Genomic DNA, 13,968 nt, shown 5'->3' with positions numbered 1-13,968 from the left:
CGATGACGCAAACCAATCAAGCTCCTTTAGTCATTAAGCTAGGTGGTGCAGCTCTATCATGCACTCAAACCTTAAGCCAACTTTTTGGTGCCATTGCGGCTTACCAAAAATCGGCACAGCGACAAATCGCCATCGTTCATGGCGGTGGCTACCTAGTTGATGAGTTGATGGCAAAGCTTCAGCTTGAAACCGTTAAGAAAAACGGTTTACGCGTAACGCCTTACGATCAAATTCCTGTGATTGCAGGCGCGCTTGCAGGCACTGCGAATAAGTTACTTCAAGGTCAAGCGATTGCGGACGGTCTTAACGCTGTGGGCCTTAGCCTTGCGGATGGTGGTTTGTGTCTTGTTGAAGAACTTGACCCAGAACTCGGCGCGGTAGGCAAAGCATCACCGGGTGACTCAGCACTATTACAAGCGGTGCTAAACACAGGTGCACTGCCGATCATCAGTTCAATTGGTTTAACCAAAGATGGCCAGATGATGAATGTGAATGCTGATCAAGCAGCAGTCGCGGTTGCGGGCGCATTAGATGCGGAGTTAGTCCTGTTATCAGACGTGAGTGGTGTATTAGATGGAAAAGGCCATTTGATCAAAACCCTGTCAGAGCAGCAAGCTAACTCGTTGATCGATGGACATGTGATCACCGATGGCATGATCGTCAAAGTTAAAGCCGCTTTGGAGGCCGCCAATGATCTTGGCCGTCCAATTGAAGTCGCGACCTGGCGTTACCCAGAAAAATTAGCACAGTTATTCGCTGGTGAAAGTATTGGTACTCAATTCTTGCCTCAATAAGCATCAGCAAAAGAATTCAATATTAGGAAGTCGTAGTTGGCACTGACCGCCGAGCGCAGCACCAGTTAAGTTTGGAGAAAAAACATGAGCAAAGTGAACGTAAATAAAGTGGTAGTCGCATACTCAGGCGGTCTAGATACTTCAGTAATTATCCCGTGGCTAAAAGAGAACTACGACTGTGAAGTAGTGGCTTTCGTTGCCGATGTTGGTCAAGGTGCCGAAGAGCTAGAAGGCATTGAAGCGAAAGCAAAAGCCTCCGGTGCTTCTGAATGCTACATCGCTGACCTGAAAGAAGAAATGGTCGCAGACTACATTTACCCAACGCTAAAAACCGGCGCGTACTACGAAGGTAAGTACCTGCTAGGTACATCAATGGCGCGTCCAATCATTGCTAAAGCGCAGGTTGAAGTGGCACGTAAAGTGGGCGCGGACGCACTGTGTCATGGCTGTACAGGTAAAGGTAACGACCAAGTGCGTTTCGAAGGTGCATTCGCAGCACTAGCACCGGACTTACAAGTGATTGCACCTTGGCGTGAGTGGGACCTAGTGAGCCGTGAAGAGTGTTTGGATTACCTCGCTGAGCGTAATATTCCTTGCTCTGCGTCTCTTACTAAGATCTATTCACGTGATGCAAACGCATGGCACATTTCGACGGAAGGCGGCGTTTTAGAAGATACTTGGAACGCACCAAACGAAGACTGCTGGGTGTGGACTGTCGACCCAGAGCAAGCGCCAAATGAAGCGGAGTACGTCACGCTGAAAGTAGAAAAAGGTGAAGTGGTCGAAGTTGATGGTGAAGCGATGACACCATACAACGCACTGGTTTACCTAAACGAGAAGGGCGCTAAGCACGGTGTTGGCCGTATCGATATCGTGGAAAACCGTCTTGTTGGAATGAAGTCTCGTGGTTGCTATGAAACACCGGGAGGCACCATCATGATGGAAGCGCTGCGCGCTGTAGAGCAGCTTGTGCTAGACAAATCATCATTCGAATTCCGTGAGGAGCTAGGTCTAAAAGCGTCTCACCTTGTATACGATGGCCGTTGGTTTACGCCACTATGTAAATCGATCCTTGCTGCTTCAGAAGAGCTAGCGCAAGACGTTAACGGTGAAGTGGTTGTTAAGCTTTACAAAGGTCAAGCGACAGTCACGCAAAAACGTTCTGACAACAGCTTGTATTCAGAAGAGTTCGCGACTTTTGGTGAAGATGAAGTGTACGACCAAAGCCATGCAGGTGGGTTCATCCGTCTTTACTCGCTATCAAGCCGTATTCGTGCATTGAACAGCCAGAAGAAATAATCCCTTAACATCCATCTTGGATTGAATAAAGACCCGCCATTTATAGGCGGGTCTTTTGGTTTCTAAAAGCGGGTACCTAAATTTGGCTTGAATATATATGTAAAAATATTGAATTTATACTTTATTTTTTATCGAAATTGCCGTAACGTTCACACATAAGAAAAAGTGAGCAAATGACCATCAAATTGGTTACTACTCATTCGAGAACGTTAGAGTAAGCAATAGTCATCAGGAGAGACGCAATGGCATTATGGGGCGGAAGATTTACCCAAGCGGCAGACACCAGATTTAAAGAGTTCAATGATTCGTTGCGTTTTGACTACCGATTGGCTGAGCAAGACATCGTAGGTTCAATCGCATGGTCTAAAGCTCTGCTTTCTGTTGATGTGCTATCGGCAGAAGAACAGCAAAAACTGGAACTTGCTTTAAATGAGCTGAAGTTAGAAGTGATGGAAGACCCTCACCAAATTCTTCGCTCTGATGCAGAAGATATCCACTCTTGGGTTGAACAGCAGCTAATCAGTAAAGTGGGAGATTTAGGTAAAAAACTCCACACTGGGCGTTCTCGTAATGACCAAGTCGCCACAGACTTGAAACTTTGGTGTCGTCAGCAAGGTCAGCAATTGTTGATTGCTTTAGATCGCCTACAAGCACAAATGGTCCATGTTGCTAAACAGCACCAAGGCACCGTATTGCCAGGCTATACTCATCTTCAGCGTGCTCAACCTGTAACCTTTGCTCACTGGTGCTTGGCTTATGTTGAAATGTTCGAGCGTGACTACTCTCGTCTGAATGATGCCTTACAGCGTCTCGACACTTGTCCACTTGGCTCGGGTGCTTTAGCGGGAACGGCTTATCCGATTGATCGCGAACAATTAGCACATAATCTCGGTTTCCACCGTGCTACGCGTAATTCACTAGATTCGGTTTCAGATCGTGATCATGTGATGGAACTGATGTCGGTGGCGTCGATTTCTATGCTTCACCTTTCTCGTCTCGCCGAAGATATGATCTTCTACAATTCAGGCGAGTCAAACTTCATTGAGTTAGCGGATACGGTGACATCTGGTTCGTCATTAATGCCACAGAAGAAAAACCCAGATGCACTTGAGTTGATCCGTGGTAAGACAGGGCGTGTCTATGGCGCATTATCGAGCATGATGATGACAGTTAAAGCTTTGCCATTGGCGTACAACAAAGACATGCAGGAAGATAAAGAAGGGTTGTTTGACGCTTTAGATACATGGAACGACTGCATGGAAATGGCAGCTCTGTGTTTTGACGGTATTAAAGTGAATGGCGAGCGCACACTAGAAGCGGCGAAACAAGGTTACGCAAACTCGACGGAGTTAGCTGATTACCTAGTGGCGAAAGGCATCCCATTCCGTGAAGCTCACCACATCGTCGGTGTCGCGGTCGTTGGTGCTATTGCTAAAGGTTGTGCGCTAGAAGAGCTGTCTATCGAAGAGTTAAAAGCCTTCTCAGAAGTCATTGAAGCGGATGTGTATGACATTCTGACTATCGATTCGTGTTTGGAAAAGCGTTGTGCTTTGGGGGGTGTTTCGCCTCACCAGGTCGCTTACGCGGTAGAACAAGCGGATAAGCGCCTGAGCCAGCGTGACAGCTCGGCGGTGAAAGTGCGTCCTGCACGTTTGACGGACATTGAAACGTTGGAAGGTATGGTTGCTTACTGGGCGAACCTTGGTGAGAATCTTCCGCGCTCTCGTAATGAGCTCGTGAGAGATATTGGCTCTTTTGCGGTGGCTGAGCATCATGGTGAAGTGACGGGTTGCGCTTCTCTATATGTGTATGACTCAGGGTTGGCAGAAATACGCTCTCTTGGTATCGAAGCGGGCTGGCAAGGCCAAGGGCAGGGCAGTGCGATTGTGAACTATTTGGTTGAGAAAGCGCGCCAGATGGCGATCAAGAAAGTCTTTGTTCTAACGCGAACGCCTGAGTTCTTTATGAAGCAAAGCTTTTTACCTACATCGAAGTCATTACTGCCGGAGAAAGTTCTGAAAGATTGCGATCAGTGCCCACGTCAACATGCATGTGATGAGGTAGCGCTTGAGATCAATTTAATGGAGCAAGTGATCCAAAAAACGCATGTGGCATGAACTGAAGTTGTGGAGTGATTTTATTAGCATTCAATGACATAGTCATTTTCCTGTTTACTTACATCAGTATTCGCTAAAAAAATCGAAAAAATTTGGAACCTTTGAGAGGAAGCCCGGTCTATTAAAGTACCACTGCTTTTTCTTAGAAGAATCTAAGAGAGCCCCAGAACTGACATTGGTTTTGGGGCTTTTTTCTATCTGTCACTTTTCTCTTTTTTATTGGCCTTTTTTTGTCCCTTTCGACGCTGCCAAGGCAAGATGACAAAACGCATCCATAAGTGTAGAAACAACAAAACGTTGAAAGCGAAGCCGGCAAAGATCAAAGCGATCGACTCGATGCTTTGTGGATCATCTTTGAGCGTAAACCACCACACAATCCAACACAGTACAGAAAGTACCGTCAATTGATCCAAGCATCGTTGGCAACGTCCAAGTTTTTTCCAAAACCAATGTTCCTCGCAGCGGCGACAAGTCATAGTGTTTTCCAAACCATTAGTGTTGCTTCAGATTATATATCTAACTAAATGGTGGAAAGCGTTTCTTGTACCGGACTTAGAGCGCTATGACACAACCAAAAATGGAAAGTTAGCTTTGTAAAAGCTTTGTGGCACGTAATTGATGTATGGTGCGCTGTCAGTCTTTAACAGGAAATATAATGATGTCGACAGAGTTGAAACTTGCGCTAAGTATCGCTGGTGGGTTCTTTATGATCGGTGTTGTCGCGATTTGTATGGTCAGTCGCTATGCAATGATGGCAGCGTAAGAGAGATTTCATTGCGCCAAAGTAGTAAAGCAAAGCCTCGTTGATGACGAGGCTTTGCTTTATATTTAGATAGAAGCCCGAAAGCGTTAGCAGCCTGGGCCGCAGTCAAGACAATGTTTCACCATTTCTGGCCCTAAGTGTAGTTTTGAATTCAAATCACGTAGAGCGGTGCGGACGCCTTCTTCAATCACTGGGTGATAGAAGGGCATATCTAACATCTCAGAAATCGTCATCCTATTTTGGTGCGCCCACGCTAAAAGGTGAGCAAGATGCTCTGCATTCGGGCCCATCATTTCTGCACCTAAAAAACGTCCAGTGCCTTGCTCTCCGTAGACATGCAGAATGCCTTTATTACGAAGCATGACGCGCGAACGTCCTTGATTTTCAAACGAGACTTCACCGGTTGCGAAACATCCACATGTGCCTAGACGTGTTTCTAGTTGCTTATATGTTTCTCCAACCATAGCAATTTGAGGGTCGGAGAACACGGCTGAAATTGGTGAACGACGCAGACCCGCACGAATATCTGGGAAACGGCCTGCGTTGTCTCCAGCAATACGGCCTTGGTCAGCGGCTTCGTGCAACAGTGGAATTTGGTTACTTGCATCACCTGCGATGAAGATGCTCTCTACCGAAGTTTGCAATGTATAGTGATCCGCCGTTGGTACGCCACGTTCATCGAGAGCCACATTGGTGTTCTCGATCGCCAGCTTATCGACGTTTGGACGACGACCCGTTGCGGCCAATACGTAATCGACAACGAAAGTTTCTAATTCACCATCATGGTTGATGAATTGGATTTCGACCTTGTCTTCGCCGTCATTGTCTGATGAAGCAATGCGTTTCATGCTTTCGACTTTTACATCTGCATCAAGGTAGAACTCTTCCTTAAAGGCTTTATCTGCATACGCCATCACCTCTGGGTCTGTCAGTGGGCCCACTTGTCCTCCAAGGCCAAAGAGCTTCACGTTCACCCCTAGGCGGTGTAAAGCCTGACCCAATTCAAGGCCGATGACTCCTGGGCCAAATACTGCCACGGACTCTGGTAAGTCATCCCAGTCAAATACATCATCGTTAATCACTAGGCGATCACCCAGTTCATTCCAAGCTGCCGGATATGCTGGACGAGATCCTGTCGCAATAACAATGCGCTGTGCGGTGACCTGAGTATGATCATCTATGATGAGAGTGTGGTCATCGGCAAACTTCGCGTAGCCCGATAGTTTGTCTTCAGCGGGAATATCATCGACACTTTCAAGCACAAAGCCAACAAAACGATCGCGTTCGCGCTTTACACGATCCATCACTTCTCGTCCGTTAATTCGTACTTCACCTTGCGGGTGTATCCCAAATCCAGGTGCTTTTTCGATTTGATGAACACTTTCTGCTGCCGCAATTAACAGCTTAGACGGCATGCATCCGACACGAGCACAGGTTGTTCCGTAGGGACCGCCCTCAATGATTACCACGCTGTTGGTATGAGCTTTTGCTGCTCGATAAGCACCAAGACCAGCCGTCCCGCCACCAATAATCGCTACGTCGACATTAACTTGTTTCATCGTGAACTCTCGCTTTTGTTTTAAGCCAAGCTAGCTACATTGAGCTTGGAGAGTGAATTGGATAGTTGAATCTGGATAAGTAGTCACCTTATTGGCAGATGACTACTTATCTAGACTAGTAGAAGAAGTGGTTTAGGGTTGGCCTCCGAGCCAAAAGGCACCGGAGACCGAGGGTGTAGGCTATGGACAGCTTAGCCTAGATACGCTTCTAGCTCTTCGCTACCGCCGATATGCTTGCCACCGATAAAGACTTGTGGAACAGTCGTGCGACCAGATATAGCTCGTAGACTAACTGTTGTTGCGTCTTTACCCAGAATCACTTCTTCATATTGAAGACCGTGGTCAATCAGATTTTGTTTCGCTTTCATACAGAAAGGGCAGCCTGGTTTAGTGAACACCGTGATGGATTCTTGCGTTTTGTAGTCAGGCGCTATGTAGTTCAGCATCGTATCTGCGTCTGACACCTTGAATGGGTCGCCTGGTTCGTTTGGCTCAATGAACATTTTTTCCACTACGCCATCTTTTACTAGCATGCTGTAACGCCATGAACGTTTGCCAAAGCCGATGTCGTTTTTATCCACTAACATACCCATGCCATCGGTGAATTCACCATTACCATCCGGGATGAAGGTAATGTTTTCTGCTTCTTGGTCTTGTTTCCATGCATTCATCACGAACGTATCATTGACCGAGACACAAATAATCTCATCCACTCCGTGCTCTTTAAATACAGGGAACAATTCGTTGTAACGAGGTAGATGGCTTGATGAACAGGTTGGAGTAAATGCACCCGGTAAGCTAAATACGATAACGGTCTTACCTTTAAATAGCTCATCGGTCGTTACATTCACCCAAGAGTCACCTTGACGAACTGGAAAAGTAACTTGAGGGACTTGTTGACCTTCTTTAGATACAAACATAATGATTTCCTTTAATTATTTTAAACTATGCGTATAGAGCTTAGCGTTTTTCGTCGCTCTGTTTCGTTTTGTTGAGCCCATTATTGTAAAAATCCTTTGATAGCTCTAATCGTTTGGTGTTATGGTTTTGATAGGTATTAGCTATTGTTAAAGAAGCGAAGCGTGAATTATGAATATTCGAGATTTTGAGTACTTAGTTGCACTTGCGGAACATAAGCACTTTCGTAAAGCGGCAGAGGCATGTTTTGTTAGCCAGCCAACATTGAGTGGGCAAATTCGTAAACTAGAGGATGAACTCGGGACCACGCTTTTAGAGCGAAGCAGCCGACGTGTTTTGTTTACCGATTCAGGGTTACAGCTGGTGGAGCAGGCTAAACGCATCTTAAGTGAAGTGAAAACCTTCAGAGATATGGCAAGCGGTCAAAGCGGAGCTATGACTGGACCGATGCATATTGGTTTCATCCCGACGGTTGGGCCTTATCTACTACCCAAAATTCTGCCGCAGATAAAAGAAGCATTTCCTGAGTTGGAACTATTTCTGCACGAAGCTCAAACACATCAATTAGTGCGTCAATTGGAAGAAGGCAAACTAGATTGCTTAGTTTTAGCTTCGGTTGATGAAACTGCGCCATTTAAAGAGATCGAAGTGTATCAAGAGCCATTAAGTGTCGCAGTGCCATGTGACCACGAGTGGGCCTCTCTCGACCATGTTGATATGTTGGAGCTGAATGGTAAAACCGTTTTAGCGTTGGGAGACGGCCACTGTCTGCGAGATCAAGCGTTAGGTTTTTGTTTTGCCGCTGGTGCAAAAGACGATGAGCGTTTTAAAGCCACCAGCTTGGAGACGTTACGCAACATGGTTGCTGCCGGTGCGGGGATTACGTTATTGCCTCAGCTTTCTATCCCTAATGAGAAGCAAAAAGATGGCGTATGCTACGTACCAGCTGTTAACCCAACCCCCTCGCGTAATATCGTGCTCGTATACCGTCCGGGCTCACCATTACGAGCTAGGTTTGAAGCTTTAGCAGCGAAGATTAAAGAGGTGTTGGCTTCTTATCCATCATTGAATGCTGCAGCATAAAAAGCAGAAATAAAAAGGGAGAGCTTGATGCTCTCCCTTGTGCTTTTGTGATTTAGAACAGTTCTTCTGCGCCAGAACCTGAAGAATAAATACTATCTTCTAAACGGTCGCCAGCGTATTCGGTAGGCTCCGTGCCTTTTTCAAAGTATTCGAACATTGATGTGCTATCTACCTTGTGCGTTAGCATACCGCTGTTGCGATCAATACGAACTCGAATAATATCCTCTGGAATATTTTTACTTTGCTCCGGCGTCCCTTCTAGCGCAACACGCATGAAGTCAATCCAAGCAGGCTCTGCGGTTTTCGCACCCGACTCGGCACCAGAAATTTGGCCTTGCCCTAGGTTGCTGTTAACGGTGGTGCGGCCAAGTGCACGTGAGTGATCATCAAAGCCAACCCAAGCTATGGCAACGACACCAGGTCCATAGCCATTGTACCAAGCATCCTTGGAATCATTCGTTGTACCCGTTTTACCCCCGATATCACGACGACCAAGTTTTTGCGCGCGCCAGCCTGTACCATTCCAACCTGTGCCTTCACGCCAGTTACCGCCACCCCAAATGTTGCTGTACATCATCTCACGCATTAAGAATGCATTCTGTTCAGAGATAACTTGCGGTGCATATTGAGGTTCATCATTTTCAAGGGCATTGTCTGTTGCAAGGCCATCAATCGCGACGTCTTGTTCGCCAAATTCATCAGCGTAGCGATTTTCTGGCTGCTCGCTCATTTGCGGACAATCCTTATGACAAACACTCTTTGGATTGGCTTTAAACAGTACTTCACCGAATGCATCTTCCACGCGTTCTACATAGAATGGTTCAACGTAATAACCACCGTTCGCAAACACAGAGTAACCTTGTGCCACTTTCATTGGTGTTAAGCTGCCAGCTCCGAGTGCGATGGTCTCAGAGCGTGGTACTTGGTTAATATCAAAACCGAAACGAGTAAGGTACTGACGTGTCTCCTCGAGGCCAACTTCACGGAGTGTACGCACTGCCATGACGTTTTTTGATTGAGCTAAGCCGAGGCGAAGACGTGTTGGACCACCATAAGTTGGTGGTGAGTTTTTTGGTCGCCAAGCTGAACCAGAACCTGCATCCCACTTGTTAATCGGCGCATCGTTAATCAAAGTGGCTAGAGTCAGTCCTTTGTCAATTGCTGCCGAGTAGATGAAAGGCTTGATACTTGAACCAACCTGACGCACTGACATGGTTGCACGGTTAAACTTGCTGTGAACAAAGTTGAAACCACCAACCAGCGACAATATCGCGCCATTTTCTGGGTTCATCGCAACAAACGCGGTGTTTGCTGTCGGCACTTGGCTCAGTTTCCAGCTCAGTGTTTTGTTGTCATCTTCATCGGTTTCACTTACTTCGCGAACCCAAACTTGTTGACCTGTCGCTAGCACATCATGCGCTGACTTTGGTGTTGAGCCTTGGCGGTTATCGGTAATGTACTTACGCGCCCAGTGCATTCCAGTCCAAGGGATGGTTTGCTCTTCATGGTTCTTAACCCATACTTGCGCGGTCTTATCATCGACTTTCGTCACAACCGCAGGGTAAAGGTCACCATAAGTTGGCTGTTTCTTCAGGTGCTTTTCTATTTGCTCATTGTCCCAGGCCGCTTCCCCTTCTTTCCAAAGCACACTTTCTGCACCACGGTAGCCATGACGTTCATCGTATGACAAGAGGTTATTTACCGCAGACGTATTTGCAGCATCTTGCAGTTTAGAATCCACAGTCATGTAGATATTCAAGCCAGAGGTGTAAGCTTCTTCTTCACCGTATTCTTTTACTGCCCATGCACGAGCCAACTCTGCTACGTAAGGTGCGGAAAGCTCAATCTCAGCGCTATGATAACGCGCCACAATAGGCTCATTGCGTGCTTCGTCATACTGCTCTTGTGTAATGTATTTCTCATCAAGCATTCGCATTAATACAACGTTACGGCGTTTTGTTGCGCGCTCAAGAGAGTAAATTGGGTTCATGGTTGATGGCGCTTTTGGCATACCTGCGAGTGTTGCAATCTCACTTAACGTCAATTCATCAAGGCTCTTGCCAAAATACACTTGAGCGGCAGCACCAAAGCCATATGAGCGGTAACCAAGGAAGATTTTATTGACATAAAGCTCCATGATTTCTTGCTTACTTAAAAGCTGCTCAATATGGATAGCAATAAAAATCTCTTTAATCTTACGCATGATCTTCTTCTCATTAGATAAGAAGAAGTTACGAGCTAGCTGTTGCGTAATCGTACTTGCACCCTGTTTAGCCGAGCCTGAAACCGCAACAACAACAGCTGCACGAGTGATGCCGATAGGGTCGATACCGGGATGCTCGTAGAAACGGCTATCTTCGGTTGCGATGAGCGCGTGAATTAAGTCTTGAGGAATTTCGTCATAAGTAACAGGAATACGACGCTTTTCACCGAACTGTGCGATCAGCTTCCCGTCTTGACTAAACACCTTCATAGGTGTTTGTAATTCAACGTCTTTTAGAGTTGCAACATCTGGCAATTCAGGCTTCACGTACTGATAGAAGCCAAATATTGTGGTGACTCCAAGAATTATGCAAATCAATGTTAAAAATAATAAACGCTTTATGAACTTCACCGGAGAATCCCTGATTGGTTGAGGCTGTGTAACGGCAAACCCTTGTACTCTTAGGTCAAAAATTTAGCACATAAGAGATATTAACTCTTATTTGGATGCTAATAACAACCTTTGCACGAAGAAATTTCGGAGCGAGAGTAAGAGATGGATAAGCTAATCGTTACCGGCATCGATATAGGCCATAACAGCCTCAAAGCCGTAGTACTTAAACCCACAGGCAACAATTACGCTCTGTTGGGTTACAAAGAAATATTACTAAAGGAAGGTATTGTCGCTGAAAATAACACCATAAATCATCAAGAAATTGTAAAGACCCTCAAGCAGATAAAAAAAGAACTGCCTTTTGGCGCTAAAAAAGTTGCGATTTCAGTTCCTGATAACTCGGTAATTAGCAAGAAACTGCAAATAGAACAAAATCTTGAAGAGAGTGAAGTTGAGTTTGCAGTGATACAAGCCTTTTCTCATCAATCGCCATTCCCTGTCGAAGAGCTGAGTTTAGACTTCGTTCGTCTTCGCGCTGAGGGCGGGCAGAGTGGCAGTGATAGCTATCAAGTGTTTGCGACAAGAAAAGATGTGGTAGAAGGCCGAGTCGATGCATTACAAAAGTCCGGACTAAAACCTGTTTTAGTGGACGTGCATTCGCAAAGCCTTGGTCATATCTGGAAGCTCACCGCCGATCGCTTTCCTGACAAAAACAAATACTGCTTACTCGATATTGGCACCTTATCGAGCTCCTTCACCATGTTTACCGAACAAGGTGAACTGTTTCACAAAGAGTTTGCTTACGGCACACGCGGAGCAAACAGCGCTTCTCCAGTCGATTTTCTGTCCGATGATGCTCAGGAGAAAACAGAGCTGTTTAACCGTCAAATCATAGAGCGAGTAAAGCGCCAGATGCAGCTCTATACCTCAATCAATGGCTCACAAAACATCAAGGGTATCTGGTTATCAGGGGAAGGGGCCTCCACTCCCATGCTCGCAGAGGAGTTGTCTCAACAATTGTCGTTAGAGTGTGAATTGCTAAATCCGCTAGGGCTATTTGAGATGAAGGTGTCTAAGCGTAAGCGTCGTGCTGTGGATTGGCAGCATTTCTCAACAGCAGCCGGACTGGCCGTTCGTGGCATTCATTGGCTAGGAGGCGCCCGTGCTTTATCGCATTAATTTACTTCCTTGGCGAGAGAATCAAAGAGAAGAGCACCGACGTCGTTTCATCAGTTTGGTCGCATTAGGCATGTTGGTCGCTGTTGGCATCCAGTGGGGTATTGGAAAGTTTTTTGAGTACCAACAAGATCAACAACAGGATCGGCTCGATTACCTCACTCACTACATTGCCGAACTCGACCAGCGTATTGAAGCAATGAAAATTGCAGAGCAAGAGCATAGCAAAATCCTCGAACGTCTAAAGGTCGTTGAAGGTTTACAAAACGGACGAAACAAAACGACCGAGTTCATGAACTTAATGCCTGCCGTTATCCCTGAAGGTGTATATGTCGACAAGATCAAAATGAATGATCTGGAAATTGAGATCTCTGGGATCTCAGATAGCACTCCAAAACTTGCCACGATGCTGGACAACATGGAGCGCTCGGCCAAGTTGAACGACGTAGAAATGCATTCCATCGTTCACGGCAAAGCCCGTTTTGGGAAAGAGTTTCAAACATTCAAAGTGTCTTTCATGTTCAAAGTAACGGAGAAGAAATTGGAGGCTCAACGTGGTTGATTGGCAGGATCTCGAAATAGATGAAATGGCCGAGTGGCCATTGTTGCCCCAGATTGTAGTAATCGCGCTTCTGATCATGGCGATTCAAGGCTTAGGTTATTGGTTTTACCTTAAACCGAAAGAAGAACAGTTGAATCACTTGATCCAGCAGGAGCAGACACTCAAGGTGGCATTGAAGATCAAAGCGAACAAAGTGGCAGCGTTGCCTCAGCTTCAATCTCAATTGGATGAACTTACCACTCGTTACGAGTTATTACTGCAACAACTGCCTGCGCAAAAAGAGCTGGCTACAATGCTCGCTTCAGTGAATGAGCTTGGCATCGACAATAAGCTGACTTTCACCCGAATCGACTGGGGCGAAAAACAATCAGAGCACTTCCTTTATCGTCTTCCTTTAAACATAGAGTTAACGGGCGACTTTCATGACATCGGCCATTTTTCTCAGGCGATAGCGACGCTACCTCGAATCATCACGTTTAAAGATGTGACTTGGCAACGTGTCAGCCAAGAGAGTGAAACCCTGCACTTTCGGGTGCGCGCTAACACCTATCAGTTTAAGCCGGAGGAGACGAAAAATGACAAGTAAGTCTTTGTTGCTGGTACTGATGGGTTCTCTATTGATGGGTTGCCAGGCGAATGATGAATCATTGACGGATTTTATTCGAGGAGTGGAAACACAGGCGCGTCGAGAGGTCGAGAAGCTTAAGCCCGCAGACAAATATGTTGCAGTCACGTACGCACCGGAAGTACAGCGTGCACCCTTTGAATTACCCAAAGAAGCCACTATCGCGACTCAGCCAGTTGCAAGAAAAGATTGTTGGCAACCGCCCTCAAGAAGGCGAACTGGTAAATTAGAAAAATTCCCATTAAGCCAATTACGTTTGAAAGGTGTCATGGGCATGGATAACACGGTTTCTGGCCTTGTTCAGGCTCCCAATGGCACCGTCTATAAAGTTAAGCCGGGTCAATACCTCGGACGCAATAATGGCAAAGTGACCCATGTCAGCCACTCCTACTTGTTGATTAATGAAACGTTGCCCGACGGCTTAGGATGTTGGCAAAAACGTAAAGTTAAGTTGGCTTTGAGATAGCCCCATTTAT

The 13,968-nt window shown here is 46.2% G+C and carries 12 protein-coding genes; 8 read left to right on the top strand and 4 right to left on the bottom strand.

The window, feature by feature from the left end:
• Positions 1 to 2: 2 nt before the first annotated feature.
• The 3 genes from argB (at position 3) to argH (ending at position 4,210) form a co-directional block, all read left to right on the top strand.
• A complete protein-coding gene (gene argB, locus R7040_RS22135) occupies positions 3 to 794 on the top strand; it encodes an acetylglutamate kinase (RefSeq protein WP_005381333.1) in 792 nt (263 codons plus the stop codon).
• A gap of 84 nt (positions 795 to 878) precedes the next feature.
• Positions 879 to 2,093, top strand: coding sequence for an argininosuccinate synthase (locus tag R7040_RS22130; RefSeq protein ID WP_017821738.1), 1,215 nt, complete (start codon positions 879 to 881; stop codon positions 2,091 to 2,093).
• A 242-nt stretch (positions 2,094 to 2,335) separates the two neighbouring features.
• Positions 2,336 to 4,210 (top strand): argininosuccinate lyase, encoded by a 1,875-nt coding sequence (gene argH, locus R7040_RS22125; RefSeq protein ID WP_005381331.1) that lies wholly within the window; start codon positions 2,336 to 2,338, stop codon positions 4,208 to 4,210.
• Between the two features lie 194 nt (positions 4,211 to 4,404).
• Here argH and R7040_RS22120 read toward each other — a convergent pair whose 3' ends face one another.
• The 3 genes from R7040_RS22120 to R7040_RS22110 all read right to left on the bottom strand — a co-directional run bounded on the left by R7040_RS22120 (position 4,405) and on the right by R7040_RS22110 (position 7,452).
• Positions 4,405 to 4,686, bottom strand: a complete 282-nt coding sequence (locus R7040_RS22120) for a DUF3624 domain-containing protein (RefSeq protein WP_025768083.1) — start codon at positions 4,684 to 4,686, stop codon at positions 4,405 to 4,407.
• Positions 4,687 to 5,059: 373 nt separating this feature from the next.
• Positions 5,060 to 6,532, bottom strand: coding sequence for a dihydrolipoyl dehydrogenase (locus tag R7040_RS22115; RefSeq protein ID WP_085570126.1), 1,473 nt, complete (start codon positions 6,530 to 6,532; stop codon positions 5,060 to 5,062).
• Between the two features lie 191 nt (positions 6,533 to 6,723).
• The gene (locus tag R7040_RS22110; protein WP_005382781.1) at positions 6,724 to 7,452 is read right to left on the bottom strand and encodes a redoxin family protein; all 729 of its coding nucleotides are present in this window, start codon (positions 7,450 to 7,452) and stop codon (positions 6,724 to 6,726) included.
• A 169-nt stretch (positions 7,453 to 7,621) separates the two neighbouring features.
• On the opposite strand from R7040_RS22110, the gene oxyR reads away from it, so the two are divergent.
• The gene (oxyR, locus tag R7040_RS22105) at positions 7,622 to 8,533 is read left to right on the top strand and encodes a DNA-binding transcriptional regulator OxyR (protein ID WP_005381326.1); all 912 of its coding nucleotides are present in this window, start codon (positions 7,622 to 7,624) and stop codon (positions 8,531 to 8,533) included.
• A 52-nt stretch (positions 8,534 to 8,585) separates the two neighbouring features.
• On the opposite strand, the gene R7040_RS22100 is transcribed toward oxyR, so the two are convergent.
• Complete coding sequence (locus tag R7040_RS22100; RefSeq protein WP_085570127.1) at positions 8,586 to 11,147, bottom strand: penicillin-binding protein 1A; 2,562 nt, start codon at positions 11,145 to 11,147, stop codon at positions 8,586 to 8,588.
• A gap of 144 nt (positions 11,148 to 11,291) precedes the next feature.
• Here R7040_RS22100 and pilM point away from each other — a divergent pair, with 144 nt between their 5' ends.
• From pilM to R7040_RS22080, 4 genes are read left to right on the top strand one after another with little or no spacing between them, the layout of a single operon-like run.
• On the top strand, positions 11,292 to 12,308 hold the full coding sequence (gene pilM / locus R7040_RS22095; RefSeq protein WP_017821733.1) for a type IV pilus biogenesis protein PilM: 1,017 nt from the start codon (positions 11,292 to 11,294) through the stop codon (positions 12,306 to 12,308).
• Positions 12,292 to 12,867, top strand: coding sequence for a PilN domain-containing protein (locus tag R7040_RS22090; RefSeq protein ID WP_054577259.1), 576 nt, complete (start codon positions 12,292 to 12,294; stop codon positions 12,865 to 12,867). Before pilM ends, R7040_RS22090 begins: the two co-directional genes overlap by 17 nt.
• Positions 12,860 to 13,453: a type 4a pilus biogenesis protein PilO gene (locus tag R7040_RS22085; RefSeq protein WP_033907305.1), complete on the top strand. Its 594-nt coding sequence runs from the start codon at positions 12,860 to 12,862 to the stop codon at positions 13,451 to 13,453. The genes R7040_RS22090 and R7040_RS22085 overlap by 8 nt, the downstream gene beginning before the upstream one ends.
• The gene (locus R7040_RS22080; protein WP_005382766.1) at positions 13,443 to 13,958 is read left to right on the top strand and encodes a pilus assembly protein PilP; all 516 of its coding nucleotides are present in this window, start codon (positions 13,443 to 13,445) and stop codon (positions 13,956 to 13,958) included. Before R7040_RS22085 ends, R7040_RS22080 begins: the two co-directional genes overlap by 11 nt.
• Positions 13,959 to 13,968 lie beyond the last annotated feature (10 nt).

Source organism: Vibrio sp. 1069, assembly GCF_033340555.1.
Note: the sequence above shows the minus strand (reverse complement) of the source record. Positions and strands in the feature narration are given on the sequence as shown.

Excerpts from the sequence above, each read along its gene's own strand:
- R7040_RS22130 (WP_017821738.1), top strand. The coding sequence starts at position 879 with ATGAGCAAAGTGAACGTAAATAAAGTGGTAGTCGCATACTCAGGCGGT.
- pilM (WP_017821733.1), top strand. The coding sequence starts at position 11,292 with ATGGATAAGCTAATCGTTACCGGCATCGATATAGGCCATAACAGCCTC.
- oxyR (WP_005381326.1), top strand. The coding sequence starts at position 7,622 with ATGAATATTCGAGATTTTGAGTACTTAGTTGCACTTGCGGAACATAAG.
- R7040_RS22115 (WP_085570126.1), bottom strand. The coding sequence starts at position 6,532 with ATGAAACAAGTTAATGTCGACGTAGCGATTATTGGTGGCGGGACGGCT.
- R7040_RS22110 (WP_005382781.1), bottom strand. The coding sequence starts at position 7,452 with ATGTTTGTATCTAAAGAAGGTCAACAAGTCCCTCAAGTTACTTTTCCA.
- R7040_RS22080 (WP_005382766.1), top strand. The coding sequence starts at position 13,443 with ATGACAAGTAAGTCTTTGTTGCTGGTACTGATGGGTTCTCTATTGATG.
- argH (WP_005381331.1), top strand. The coding sequence starts at position 2,336 with ATGGCATTATGGGGCGGAAGATTTACCCAAGCGGCAGACACCAGATTT.
- argB (WP_005381333.1), top strand. The coding sequence starts at position 3 with ATGACGCAAACCAATCAAGCTCCTTTAGTCATTAAGCTAGGTGGTGCA.
- R7040_RS22120 (WP_025768083.1), bottom strand. The coding sequence starts at position 4,686 with ATGACTTGTCGCCGCTGCGAGGAACATTGGTTTTGGAAAAAACTTGGA.